Genomic DNA, 13184 nt, shown 5'->3' with positions numbered 1-13184 from the left:
TGATCCTCCCGCACTGAAGTCCGAGGGAGGATGTGATGTTTCGTTGCGGCAAGACCCTGATGGCGCTGGCGCTGTTGATGGCAACTTCGGTCGCCGCAATGGCGCAGACCCCAACGACGCCTGCAGCCCCGGCGCCGCAGGCGCAGCCTGCCAGCCCGCCCGCACCGGCGGCCGAGCTCCTGAAGCCCGAGCAACTCGAGGCCCTCGTCGCGCCGATCGCACTTTATCCGGACGAGTTGCTCGCCAATGTACTGGCCGCCTCGACCTATCCGCTGGAGGTGGTGCAGGCCGACCGCTGGCTGAAGGAGCGCAAGAGCCTGAAGGGCGATGCGCTGAAGACGGAAGTGGAAAAGCAGGGCTGGGACGACAGCGTCAAGGCGCTGGCCAGCACCGCCGATGTCCTCGCGATGATGAGCGAGCAGCTCGACTGGACCAAGAAGCTGGGCGATGCCTTCCTCGCCCAGCAGCCCGACGTGATGGACGCGATCCAGCGTCTGCGCACCAAGGCCTATGACAACAAGAAGCTCGTCACCACCAAGCAGCAGAAGGTCAGCGTCCAGTCTCAGGAAGGCAAGCAGGTCGTCGTGATCCAGCAGGCCGATCCCGCGGCGATGTACGTGCCGTATTACGACCCGGCGACGGTCTACGGCAGCTGGCCCTATGCGGAGTATCCGCCCTATTATTGGGGCTACCCGTCTTATATCGGCGCCGGCGTGGTCGCGGCTGGCATCGCGTTCGGCACGGCCTGGGCGATCGGACGCTGGGGCAATTACTGGGGCGGCGGCTGCAACTGGGGCAACCGCAACGTCTATGTCAACCATCGCACCACGAACATCGGCAATGGCTGGCAGCACAATCCGGCGCATCGCGGCGGTGTGCGCTACAACAACAGCAATGTTCAGCAGCGCTTCGGCAACAACAATCTGAAGGCCGGCGTGTCGGATCGGATGGATTTCCGCGGCCGCGACGGCAACCAGGTGCTGCGCCCCGACCAGGGTGCCGGGGACCGGGCGGGAGATCGTGCGGGTGATCGCGGCGGTCCAGGAGATCGCGCAGGAGATCGCGCAGGGGATCGCGCCGGCAATCGTGGCGACCGTCCGGGCGCGGGCGACCGCCCCAGCGCAGGGACGCGCGACCGGCCCGGCGGCGGCGATCGTGCCGGTGCCGGTGATCGTGCCAAGGGCGCGACCAAGGGCGGCGGCGATCGCGCCAAGGCTGCGAACCGCGCCGGCGGCGGTTCGGCCAATCGTGGCGGCGGCAATCGTGGCGGGGCCATGAACGTCTCCTCCGGCCGCTCGGCTGCCGCAGCATCCGCGCGCGGCCGCGCCAGCATGGCGAGCATGCCGCGCGGTGGCGGCGGCGGACCAAGCTTTGCCGGCCGCGGCGGCGGTGGCGGAATGGCGATGCGTGGCGGCGGTGGAGGAGGCGGCTTCCGCGGCGGTGGCGGCGGCGGCCGGCGCTCGGATATCGTGCTCAAGCATGACATCGTCCTGCTCGGACACCTCTCGAACGGCCTTGGCTATTATCGCTTCAGCTATATCGGCAGCGAGAAGGCCTATGTCGGCGTGATGGCGCAGGAGGTCGAGCAGGCCATGCCCGCTGCCGTGACCCGCGGCAGCGACGGCTATCTGCGCGTCCATTACGAAAAACTCGGGCTGACGTTCCGCACCTATCGCGACTGGCTCGCAGGCGGCGCGAAGATTCCTGCGGAGGTGATGCCATGACCGGCATGAAATCGTTTAGCCGTGCGCTGATACCCGGCGTCCTCGCGCTCGCGCTGCTCGGATCGGCCTCTCTCGCACAGGAATCCTACAAGACACCGGAAGAGGCCGCGTCTGCGCTTGCCGCCGCGGTCAAGAGCGGCCCGAAAGACATCTTGAAAGTGCTCGGCAGGAATGCAGAGGACATCGTGTCGTCCGGCGACGAGGTTGCCGACAACGACATTCGGGCGCGCTTCACTGCGATGTACGACGCCAAGCACGGCATCAAGGCGGAGGGCAACAAGACTGCCACCTTGATGCTCGGGCCGGACGATTTCCCGTTTCCAATTCCGCTGGTCAACACCAGGACGGGTTGGGCGTTCGACACCGACGAGGGACGCATCGAGGTGCTGCGCCGTCGCATCGGCCGCAACGAGCTCGACGCGATCCAGACCGCGCTCGCCTTCGTCGACGCGCAGAACGAATATGCCGAAAAGGACCGCGGCGAGGGCGTCGGCGTCTACGCGCAGCGCATCTCCTCCTCGCCCGGCAAGAAGGACGGCCTGTTCTGGCGCGACGACAGCGACCCGAGCCCGCTCGGCGCGCTCGCGGCCGAAGCAACGAAGGAGGGCTATCGCGGCGGTGATGTCGGGCCGACGCCCTATCACGGCTATTACTTCCGGATTCTCAAAGCGCAGGGGCGGGATGCGCGCGGCGGTGCGCTCAACTACGTCGTCAAGGGCAAGATGATCGGCGGCTTCGCCCTGATCGCCTGGCCCGCGGAATACGGCAATTCGGGCGTCATGACCTTCCTGGTCAATCATGACGGCGTCGTCTACCAGAAGGATCTCGGCAAGCGCACCGAGTTCATCGCCCAGCGCACCACGTTGTTCAATCCCGATGAAACCTGGAAGAAAGTCGATGCCGCAAAACCCTGAGCCGCGCATGCGCGCATTTCGCCTGGTCGCGCTGCTCCTGCTCGCGCTCGGGCTGACCCTGCCGGCGGCGCCGTCCTTCGCGCAGGCCACCGGTCAGGTCAGAGTGAAGATCGTCAAGGCGGGCCTCCTGGCCGGCGGTGGCGCCGGCAGCGGCGTGTTGACGTACCGGGGCAAGACCTATCCCTTCAGCGTCAGCGGCGTGAGCTTGGGCATCACGGTCGGTGCAAGTGTCGGTCGCCTCGACGGCTGGGCATCCGGCATTAGGGAGGTCAGAGATTTTGCCGGCAACTACAGCTCCGTCGGCGGCGGCTTTGCGCTGGTCGGCGGTGCCAACGGTGTGCACCTCCGCAACGAAAAGGGCGTCACGATGGTGCTGCAAGGCCCGAAGGCGGGGCTCGAGCTGGCGGCCAACATCAGTCGGATCACGATTGCTTTGAGGTGAGGCTCAAGCCGGGCGCGCGGATCAAAGCGTGAGCGACAGGTGCACCGTTCTCGGATCGTCACTCCGCGCGAGCTTGAAGCCCGCCTTCGCGAACACGCTGCGCATGGGCATGTTGTCGGACAGAACCTCGGCTGTGAGCTCTCTTACGCCTTGTTCGCGCGCGATCTCTGTCAGGTGCCTCAGCAATAAGGAGCCCACCCCGCGACCTTGCCAGGCATCCACCACGACGAAGGCCATCTCGGCCCGACCGGACTCGACGATGACGTACCGGCCGCCGCCGATAATGGCGTATCGACCCTGTTCCTCGGCGAGAGCGGCCAGCGCAACGTGATTGCTGAAATCCACGTCCATGAAGAAGGCACGCTCCTTCTCCGAGAAATGCCGTTTCAAAACGAAGAACCGGCTTTGCAGCGATTGCGGTCCAGTGCGCGCAATGGCAGCGAGCATGTCCGCCTCGTCGCTGGCGCGAAGCGCGCGGATTTCGGTCGGAGTGCCGTCCTTCAGGACGGTTTGCACGCTGTAAGTTGCAGCTTGTGACATGCCGATGTCGCTCTTTCAAAACCGCCCGGCCGGGTCTCATGCCCTATAATGCAGGATAGACGCCTCCGAAGCGTGCAGATCATCTTGACCTAGATCAACGTTCGTCCTCGCTCCAAGCCGTCAATTGGCCGAGGCGACGAAGAGGTCGAGAACATGTCCATGCACAAGATGCAAATTCCGGGCGGTCCCATGTCGGGGCTGGTCGCCTCGGCAGTCGAATACCTCGTCGATGCGGGACAGCGCAGTATCCTGTTCCTGGATATCATGCGCCGGCGCGGGGACCAGTACAGGGAGCACCTCGCGCAAACCGCCCCGCATGTTCTGCAATATGCGGCGGAGTTGATCATCGACGGGCGCCAGCTCGCCGAACCCGTCAATTACGCGCTGGTGCGCATCGTTCCGCCCGCCAACGTCGAGATCGACATGAACCGGCGGCCGTTCGTCGTGGTCGATCCGCGTGCGGGCCACGGCCCCGGCATCGGCGGCTTCAAGACCGACAGCGAGATCGGGGTGGCGATGAAAGCAGGCCATCCCTGCTACTTCATCGGATTCCTGCCGGACCCGATGCCCGGTCAGACCATCGAGCGCATCGCGCGTGCCGAAGCCATCTTCATCGAAAAGGTCATGAGCCTTCACCCGGATGCCGACGGCAAGCCCTGCGTGATCGGCAATTGTCAGGCCGGATGGGCCGTCATGATCCTGGCCTCGCTACGTCCCGAGCTATTCGGCCCGCTGATCATCGCCGGCGCGCCGCTGGCCTATTGGGCCGGCGTGCATGGAAAATATCCGATGCGCTACTCGGGCGGGCTGTTGGGCGGAAGCTGGTTGACGGCCCTGACCTCCGATCTCGGCGCCGGCAAGTTCGATGGTGCTTGGCTGGTGCAGAACTTCGAGAACCAGAACCCGTCGAATACGCTCTGGACCAAGCAATACAACGTCTATTCCAAGGTCGACACCGAGGCGGATCGTTACCTCGAATTCGAGCGTTGGTGGGGCGGCCACGTCAGCCTGAACGCCGAGGAGATCCAATTCATCGTCGATGAGCTGTTCGTCGGCAACAACCTCGCGGCCGGCAACATCGAAATGTCCGATGGCCGGAAGGTCGACCTTCGCAACATCAGATCCCCGATCGTGGTGTTCTGCTCGGAGGGCGACAACATCACGCCGCCGCAGCAGGCGCTGCATTGGATCCTCGATTGCTATGCCGATGTCGATGAGATCAGGGCCTATGGCCAGACCATCGTCTACACCGTGCACCAGAACATCGGCCATCTCGGCATCTTCGTCTCCGGCGGCGTCGCCAAGAAGGAGCACGCGGAATTTTCCAGCAACATCGACCTCATCGACGTTCTGCCGCCCGGACTCTATGAAGCGACGTTCGAGGCGAAGGATGAGGAAACCGCAAGTTCGGATCTGGTCGTCGGCCAGTGGGTGATGCGCTGCGAAGCGCGGACGCTCGACGACATCCGCGCCATGGGCGGCAATTCGCCTGAGGACGAGCGACGCTTTGCCACCGCCAAACGAATCTCGGAAATCAACCTGGCGGCCTATCGAAAATTCGTCCAGCCATGGCTCAAGCGCATGGTGACGCCACAGATGGCCGAATGGGCTCACAACATGCATCCGCTGCGGCTGCAATACGAGCTGTTCAGCAGCCAGAATCCTTTCATGGCGACGGTGAAATCATTGGCCGAGAAGGCCGCCGAGAAGCGCAAGCCGGTCGCTGCGGACAATCCGTTCCTGGCGTTCCAGGAGCAGATCTCGAAGCAGGTCGTTCACGCCCTCGACAGCTGGCGCGATTCACAGGAGGCGCTCAGCGAAGCGATGTTCCTCAGCGTCTACGGATCCCCGGCGCTCCAGGCGGCGGTCGGGATCGATCCGACGTCCACGCCGTCGCGTCGGCGTGAGATGTCCGCCGAGCATCGCACCATGCTCGAGAGGCGCATTGCCGAGCTGAAGTCGCGGATCGGTGAGGGCGGCCTCCGTGAAGCGGCGTTACGCGCTTTGCTCTATGTCGGCTCGGCACGGGGGATGGTGGACGAACGGAGCATCGAGGCTCTGCGCCGGGTCCGCCGGGATCATGGCGGCGCACGCATGTCTCTTGCCGAGTTCAAGATGCTGGTACGCGAGCAGTTCTTCATGCTGCTGCTCGACCGGGAAGGGGCGCTCGCTGCAATCCCGAAATTGCTGCCTGACGACATGAACGTTCGCCGCGCAGCATTCGAGGCGATCGAGCAGGTGCTGTCGGCCAGTGCGGATGTCACCGGCGAGCGCGCCAACCGGCTGCGGCAGATCGCCGGCCTGTTTGGCCTCGACACCGCGGAAGGTGCCGAAAGGGCGTCGAACGTTGCCCCTTTCGATCCCAAGGCGAAGGCGTCGTAACGCGAGTTGCAAGGATCGGGAGCGACATCATGTCAGCAGATGCGACGGCCACGCAGTCTCCCAGCAAGTATGATCGCCTGATCGCGGCGGCCAGGGCAATCCCGCCGACGCCGACCGTCGTGGTGCATCCCTGCGATGAGACATCCTTGCGCGGCGCCGTCGACAGCGCGTCTGCCGGCATCATCCGGCCGCTCCTGGTCGGACCGGAGCGGAAGATCCGGGATACGGCTGGCACGTTCGGCCTGGACATCTCGGGTTATGAGATCGTGGATGCCGCGCACAGCGACGAAGCCGCGGCGAGGGGTGTCGAATTGATCCATGCCGCGCGCGGCGAACTGCTCATGAAGGGCAGCCTTCACACCGACGAGCTGATGCGAGCCGTCACGGCCAAAGTCGGGGGATTGCGCACCGATCGGCGCATCAGCCATGTTTTCGTCATGGATGTGCCGGCCTACGCCGAGACGATCTTCGTCACTGACGCTGCGATCAACATCTTCCCCGATCTGGACGCCAAGCGGGACATCATTCAGAACGCGATCGACCTCTACAACCAGGCGGGCTTCGGCAAGTCGCCGCGGGTGGCCATCCTTTCCGCGGTCGAAACCGTCACATCGAAGATTCCATCCACGATCGAGGCCGCGGCGCTCTGCAAAATGGCGGATCGCGGCCAGATCACGGGCGGCGTGCTCGACGGGCCGCTGGCGTTCGACAACGCGATCGACCTCGAATCCGCACGGATCAAGGGCATCAAGTCCGAGGTGGCCGGCCGCGCTCAGATCCTGGTCGTGCCCGATCTCGAAGCGGGCAACATGCTGGCCAAGAACCTCGCCTATTTCGCCAGGGCCGACGGCGCCGGCATTGTGCTCGGCGCGCGCGTCCCCGTCGTCCTGACCTCGCGTGCGGACAGCCCAAGAGCACGGATGGCGTCCTGCGCGGTTGCTGCACTTTATGCTCACGCGCGGCGCCAGAAGGCGCCGACAGTCGCGGCGTGACCGCCATGGACAGCATACTCGTCGTCAACGCCGGCTCCTCGAGCGTCAAGTTCCAGGTCTTTGCGGTCGAGGGTGAGGGCGTTCTGCGCCGCCTGATCAAGGGGCAGGTGGACGGCATCGGCAGCCGTCCGCGCTTGCGGGCGAGCAGGGCAGGCAATGATCCCATGGCGGACCGGGCCTATCCGATCGAGGCCATTCCGGATGTGCCGGCGGCGATGCAAGTCGCGGGGGAATGGCTGCGGAACGAGGCGCGCATCCATCCATTGGCGGTCGGGCATCGCGTCGTCCATGGCGGGCCGGATCATGAGCGGCCAATTCTCGTCGATCATGGCGTGGTGGCACGGCTAGAACGCTTCGTCACGTTAGCGCCGCTGCATCAGCCGCACAATCTGGCGCCGATCCGCTCGATCCTGGCCAATTTCCCGACGATACCCCAGGTCGCGTGCTTCGACACCGCGTTTCACCGCACGCACGGTCCGCTGGCCGATCATTACGCCATCCCCTACCAGCTTCACGCCGAAGGTGTGCGACGTTACGGCTTTCACGGGCTCTCCTATGAGTACATCTCCAGGACCTTGCCCCAGATTGCGCCAGAGGTCGCAAAGCGCCGGGTGATTGTCGCCCATCTCGGCAGTGGCGCGTCGATGTGCGCCATGAAGAATGGGCTGAGCGTCGAGAGCACGATGGGATTCACCGCGCTCGATGGGCTGCCGATGGGCACGCGCCCGGGCCAGCTCGATCCGGGCGTCGTGCTGTACCTATTGTCCGAGAAGGGGATGACGCCATCGAAGGTGCAGGATTTTCTCTATCGCGATTGCGGTTTGAAGGGGCTTTCCGGGCTCAGCAACGACATGCGCGAGCTGGAGGCGAGCACGGATCCGCAAGCGAAGCTGGCGGTGGACTATTTCGTCTATCGCATCGGCCTCAACGCCGGAATGCTGGCGGCGGCGTTGCAGGGGATCGATGCCTTCGTCTTCACCGCCGGCATCGGCGAGAACTCGAGCGGCATCCGCGCGCGTGTGGCGGAGCAGCTCGGCTGGCTTGGCGTGGCACTCGACCCGGCCGAGAACACGCGCCATTCGCGGCTGATATCGGCAAAGACGAGTCTCGTTCCGGTCTACGTCGTCCCGACGGACGAGGAGCTCATGATTGCGCAGCACACGCTGACGCTGTTGATGAACGGCCAATCGCCCAACCCCAGAAAAGAGAGGGTGTCATGATTCCAGTATTTCCGGACAGCAAGGTCGCACTAAAGGGGAAGAAGGGCCTCGTCGTCGGCATCGCCAATGACCAATCGATCGCCTGGGGCTGCGCCAGGGCGTTTCGCGCGCTCGGAGCCGATCTCGCCGTCACCTATCTGAACGACCGCGCCAAGAAGCACGTCGAGCCGTTGGCGCAGGCCCTGGAAGCGCCGATCTTCCTGCCGCTCGACGTCATGGTCGAAGGCCAGACTGAAGCGGTATTCGAGCGGATCAAGTCGGAGTGGGGGCAGCTCGATTTCCTGCTTCATTCCATCGCCTTTTCGCCGAAGGAAGCATTGCACGGCCGCGTCGTCGACGTCGGCCGCGACGGCTTTCTGAAGACCATGGACGTCTCCTGCTGGTCGTTCCTGCGGATGGCACATCTAGCCGAACCCCTGATGAAGAACGGCGGCACGATGTTCACCATGACCTATTACGGCAGCCAGATGGTGGTGGAGAACTATAACATCATGGGCGTTGCCAAGGCGGCGCTCGAAGCCGCGGTCCGCTATGCCGCTGCCGAGCTCGGTCCGAAGGGCATCCGCGTGCACGCGATCTCGCCAGGGCCGCTCGCCACCCGCGCGGCCTCGGGCATTCCGGAGTTCGACGAGCTAATGGACAAGGCGCAATCCAAGGCGCCCTCGCGCTGCCTCGTCAGCATCGACGATGTCGGCAACGCCACCGCGTTCCTGGCGCTCGACGGCGCCAAGCTGATCACCGGTGGCGTGCTCTATATCGACGGCGGCTATCACATCATCGATTGAGCGCGCAATCGCGCGTTGTCATGCCGCCGGTACGCCGATGCCGATGCACTCGAGTAATTCGCGCCAGAGCTTGCGGACGTCGGCGTGACGCTGCGCGAGCGCCGCACTGACCGCGTCGCGATGCGGCGCAAGGTCTGTGCTCTTCAGAAACAGAATCTGGGCCTGCAACAGCCGGCCACTCTCAAATTCGATCCGGCGTAGCGCCATAACAAAAGGATCCTGCGCATTGGCCTCGATCGGTAGGATCGCAGCCGGCCGTATGCCGGCATGCACGGCGTGGGCAAGCGCTGCGAGGTGAATCATTTGGGCAAGGCGAGGGTCTGCGATCCCTTCGACCGGTGCAGGCAGCCAGGCGGACTCCCAGGAGGCGAGCATGTAACCCAGGGAAGGATCCAGCACCCAGGACGTGGCGCGCAGCAGCAGCGAGACGATCTCGGTCTCGCGATAAAATTGAGCATTCAATTCGGTCTGCCATGCCGCGTCGAGCCTCGCGGGCAGCATGAAAGCGAATTGCCGAGCCAGGGCGCCGTGCGCCGAAATCAGGAATGCTGCGACCTTCGTCTGCTGGTTCGGTGGAATGCGACCATCCGGCGCGACGGGACCGAGGAAGCCGCTCATGGCAGCGCTCGCTTGACCGGGATGGCACGCAGATGATCGTAGCCGGCAGGAAACGGCGTGAGCTCGCCGCCGGGCTGGTCCGGCGCCACCCAGACCGCTTGATTGCCCTGCCAGCGGCCGGCCAGCACGTCTTCGGCAAAGCGCGCCAGCAGATCGGCGGTCAGTGCCCCTTTCTCCAGCGTGAAGGCGTGATAGGCCCTGGGGATGATCACCAATGAGCTGTTCTGAATCTCGACACGCAATGTTTCGTGGAGAGCCCGCGGCGTCAGGAAATCGAACTCGCCGTTGAGAATCATGGTCGGAACGGCGATCGCGGACAGGCGCGGCGTGAGCGGCTGGAAGTCGAGGAAAGATTCCATCAGGTTTTGCAGCGCGTAGACGTCGTTGACCAGCCAACCTTGCCGCTTCACGCTCTCGAGCTTGTCCAGCAGTGGCTTCAGCCATTGGTCCGAGAGGTTCATGGGCAACAGGAGATCCTGGAGGTAACTCGTGCCACCGAGGATCAGGCCGGTCCGCAGCGCATTGCCAAGCAGCAACAGTTGCGGCGACAGCTCCGCAAAGCAGCTCATCGGCACCAGCCCGGCCAGCCGCTTGCCATGCTCGATCGCATATCGCAGCGCGATCAGGCCGCCAAAGCTGATCCCGCTCAGAAAGATCGGACCGTCCCCGAGTTCGTCGATGAGGAGGCGCAGTGCAGCGACTTGATCGTCCTGGCTGATGAAGAGCCTCGGCTTGTCGGAGGCGCCCTGGCCGAGAAGATCGAAGGTCGCAACGCGAAAGCCTCGCGCCGACAAGGCCTCGCGATAGGCGCTCCACAGCTCGGAATATTGCGTCAGCCCGTTCACGAGAACATAGGCCGGTGCGCCCGCCGGCCCGTCGAGCTCATAGCGGATCCGATATGAGCCGTGGCTGAGGAAGGGCATCGCGAGGGTACCGCCGGTCTTTTGATGCCCGCGATCCTCGATTCCTCCGAGCGGATTCCATTGAGCTAGATCAAACCTTCCCCGGCCGCCCTGCCTAGCGTTTCAGGAAAATCTTCCAGGGAGGATCGCATCATGGCCGGACGAGATGCGTTGAATCGTTGCCTGTTGAGCCTGATCGTGCTGCTGCTCGGAACGGCGATCGCAACCGCACAGCCTTTCACGCGCCGTTCGTCGCAGGTGCAGCATGACGGGCTGAAGAAGACCTACGAGATCGCCAACTTCCGCCTGGGCGGCAAGTACGACCTGACCGACCCTTCCAAATGGGAGAACGGCGGCGAGGGCGGCGTCACGCTGGAATCGCTCGGGGCCGGCAAGCTGCGCACGGCTTACATCGCCGTCGGCAACGCAAGGCGCAACGCGGCGGGCGAGATCACCAATGCCATCGTGATCAACTCCTATTATTCCGGCGATTCCACCGACATGTACGAACAGTGGGTCAAGGGTGCGGCGTTGTCGGGTGGCGTACCCATCATTGGTCCGGGCCGGCCGATCGATACGGATCGTTACTATGTCATCATGGTCGATCCGCTCGGCACTTGGGGCGCGAGCAAGCCATCCGACGGCCTAGGCATCAAGTTTCCGCAATACAGCTACTACGACATGGTGCAGGCGAACTACCGCCTGCTGCGCGACGAGCTGAAGGTCGCGCGCGTCGCGCTGGTGACCGGCGTCTCCATGGGTGGCACGCAGACCTACGTCTGGGGCGTGATGCATCCGGAATATGTCAGCGCCCTGATGCCGATCGGCGGTACCACGCAATCGGATGGCGACGACCCGGTCGGCAACTGGACTTTCCAGATGATGACAGCCGCGATCCAGGGCGATCCGGTCTGGCAGGCGACCGAGGGCGACTATTACAAGCTCCCGAAGGAAAAGCATCCGGTGCCGGGCGTGGCCTTCGGCTGGTCGATCCTCGGCATGACGGGTTATGACTTTTCCTTCCGCACGACCCAGAACTGGGCGGCGGTACAGCCCGAGATTTTCTATTGGGATCCGCCGAACGAGAAGGCCGGCCTCAACGTCATTAATCGCGCCAAGCTCTACGACGCCGTCGACCTCGTCTGGCGCAATCGGGTCGGCGAGACCCATAACGTCAATCCCTATCTCGGTCGCATTCAGGCTCGCACGCTGGTGATGCACATCACCAACGACCTCTGGCTCAACTTCAAGCTGGCGCAGAAGGCTGTCGATCGCGTGCCCGGCGCTGATCTTATCGCACAGGAGAGCCCCGTCGCGCACTACGGCGTGTTCCCGATCATCAACCAGCGCAAGAACGATCCGAAGTTCGTCGCCTTCATGGATGACGTGGCGGCCCTCGATCGCGCCCAGAAATTCGTCGACAAGAATTACCGCGTGCCCGGCGTCGCCCAGACGATTGATCCCAAGAAGTCGTTCTGGAAGGCCTACGTGACCTATCCCTATCCGGTCAAATTCGGCAGTGCCAAGGACAAGAGCGGCAATTCCTGGGAAATCGGCTACATGGACGAGTATGCCGGCACCGACAAGGATCCGAAGGTGCTCGTCATCATCCACGGCAAGGGCGCGTTCGGCGGCCATTACGGCAACATCATGCAGTATGCGCTGCGCAGCGGCCTGCGCGTGATCGTGCCGGACCTACCGCATTACGGCATGTCGGGGCCCGGCAATCTCGACAAGAATCCTGCTCGCACCATGCAGGACATGCGCGAGGTGATCTACGACCTCGTGGTCAACCAGCTCGGAGTCAAGAAGGCGTACTATCTCGGCCACTCGCTCGGCGGCCAGTTCGTCGTGGGCTACGCCCTGACCTGGCCTGATGCGGTGCAGGGCCTCGCCTTGGAGGCGCCGTCCGGCCTCGAGGAATATCCGCGCGAGATCACCATTGCCAAGGACAAGAAGGCGCCTCTGTTCGCCGACGGTCTCGGCCGAGACTTCGACAAGTGGAAGCAGGTCTGGGACCAGACCGGTATTCTCGCTGCGGAAAAGGCGCGGAGCGAGCAGAACGTCCGCGACTTCTTCTACTTCAAGAAACGTGATCCGGACACCGGCGTGGTATCGGCTGCGAAGAGCGGATACTTCTTCAACGACAGCGAATATGCCCGTTTCCATACCGAGCAACGCGCCGGGCTTACCAAGGGCAACCCGAAGGAGCTCGATCAGTGGTGCAACGTCTTCATCTTCGACATCTACACGATCGGTGCTGAGCTCCAGCAGGATGACCCGAAGAACCTCTATGAGCGGGTCACCCAGATCAAAGCGCCGATCTTCCTGGCGTTCGGCGACAAGGAGCCGTTCATTCCGACGCCTGCGTTCAACGGCCTGACGGACCTCGGCCGCGACGTCATCACGCCGTTCATGACGCGTATGACCAATGCCGGCAACCGGCCGATGCTCAAGATCTATCCGGAGACCGGACACTTCATCCACACCGACAATCCAGTGGAATACGCTGCCGATGTCGTGGATTTCGTGACCAACGGGGAGGTGGACACATCATCGCCGCTCGGAACCGATCGCATGATCAAGGGCGCCGTCGTCTCTGCCTTGCCAGTGGCGCCGACACCGCCTGGAGCGGCTCCCACGGCCGGCCTCAACAAGTAGGGCC

The 13184-nt window shown here is 63.8% G+C and carries 11 protein-coding genes; 8 read left to right on the top strand and 3 right to left on the bottom strand.

The features are described 5' to 3' along the window. Positions 1-35: 35 nt before the first annotated feature. The 3 genes from I6F16_RS00660 to I6F16_RS00650 are packed head-to-tail and all read left to right on the top strand — an operon-like array spanning position 36 to position 3080. The gene (locus I6F16_RS00660; RefSeq protein ID WP_225112850.1) at positions 36-1724 is read left to right on the top strand and encodes a DUF3300 domain-containing protein; all 1689 of its coding nucleotides are present in this window, start codon (positions 36-38) and stop codon (positions 1722-1724) included. Then, positions 1721-2638, top strand: a complete 918-nt coding sequence (locus I6F16_RS00655; RefSeq protein ID WP_225112851.1) for a DUF2950 domain-containing protein — start codon at positions 1721-1723, stop codon at positions 2636-2638. Before I6F16_RS00660 ends, I6F16_RS00655 begins: the two co-directional genes overlap by 4 nt. Before the next feature lie 7 nt (positions 2639-2645). Beyond that, complete coding sequence (locus tag I6F16_RS00650; protein WP_306469113.1) at positions 2646-3080, top strand: hypothetical protein; 435 nt, start codon at positions 2646-2648, stop codon at positions 3078-3080. A 21-nt stretch (positions 3081-3101) separates the two neighbouring features. Here the strand turns inward: I6F16_RS00650 and I6F16_RS00645 are convergent, their stop codons facing one another. Continuing rightward, positions 3102-3620 (bottom strand): GNAT family N-acetyltransferase, encoded by a 519-nt coding sequence (locus I6F16_RS00645; protein ID WP_225112853.1) that lies wholly within the window; start codon positions 3618-3620, stop codon positions 3102-3104. Positions 3621-3773: 153 nt separating this feature from the next. Between I6F16_RS00645 and I6F16_RS00640 the strand changes: the two genes are divergently transcribed. The 4 genes from I6F16_RS00640 to fabI are packed head-to-tail and all read left to right on the top strand — an operon-like array spanning position 3774 to position 8999. Next, a complete protein-coding gene (locus tag I6F16_RS00640) occupies positions 3774-6002 on the top strand; it encodes a DUF3141 domain-containing protein (protein ID WP_225173361.1) in 2229 nt (742 codons plus the stop codon). 29 nt (positions 6003-6031) lie between these two features. Continuing rightward, positions 6032-6994: a phosphate acetyltransferase gene (locus I6F16_RS00635; protein ID WP_225112855.1), complete on the top strand. Its 963-nt coding sequence runs from the start codon at positions 6032-6034 to the stop codon at positions 6992-6994. A gap of 5 nt (positions 6995-6999) precedes the next feature. Next, entirely contained in the window at positions 7000-8214 is a 1215-nt protein-coding gene (locus tag I6F16_RS00630; RefSeq protein WP_035999405.1) for an acetate/propionate family kinase, read from the top strand. Beyond that, positions 8211-8999, top strand: coding sequence for an enoyl-ACP reductase FabI (gene fabI / locus I6F16_RS00625; protein ID WP_225112856.1), 789 nt, complete (start codon positions 8211-8213; stop codon positions 8997-8999). The genes I6F16_RS00630 and fabI overlap by 4 nt, the downstream gene beginning before the upstream one ends. Before the next feature lie 18 nt (positions 9000-9017). Here fabI and I6F16_RS00620 read toward each other — a convergent pair whose 3' ends face one another. Both I6F16_RS00620 and I6F16_RS00615 read right to left on the bottom strand, forming a co-directional pair. Beyond that, positions 9018-9617 (bottom strand): hypothetical protein, encoded by a 600-nt coding sequence (locus tag I6F16_RS00620; protein ID WP_225112857.1) that lies wholly within the window; start codon positions 9615-9617, stop codon positions 9018-9020. Continuing rightward, positions 9614-10540, bottom strand: coding sequence for an alpha/beta hydrolase (locus tag I6F16_RS00615; protein WP_225112858.1), 927 nt, complete (start codon positions 10538-10540; stop codon positions 9614-9616). The genes I6F16_RS00620 and I6F16_RS00615 overlap by 4 nt, the downstream gene beginning before the upstream one ends. 132 nt (positions 10541-10672) lie before the next feature. Between I6F16_RS00615 and I6F16_RS00610 the strand changes: the two genes are divergently transcribed. Beyond that, the gene (locus I6F16_RS00610) at positions 10673-13180 is read left to right on the top strand and encodes an alpha/beta hydrolase (RefSeq protein WP_225112859.1); all 2508 of its coding nucleotides are present in this window, start codon (positions 10673-10675) and stop codon (positions 13178-13180) included. Positions 13181-13184 lie beyond the last annotated feature (4 nt).

Origin of the sequence: Bradyrhizobium sp. IC4060 (assembly GCF_020193715.1) — a bacterium.
GTDB lineage: Bacteria > Pseudomonadota > Alphaproteobacteria > Rhizobiales > Xanthobacteraceae > Bradyrhizobium > Bradyrhizobium yuanmingense.
Note: the sequence above shows the minus strand (reverse complement) of the source record. Positions and strands in the feature narration are given on the sequence as shown.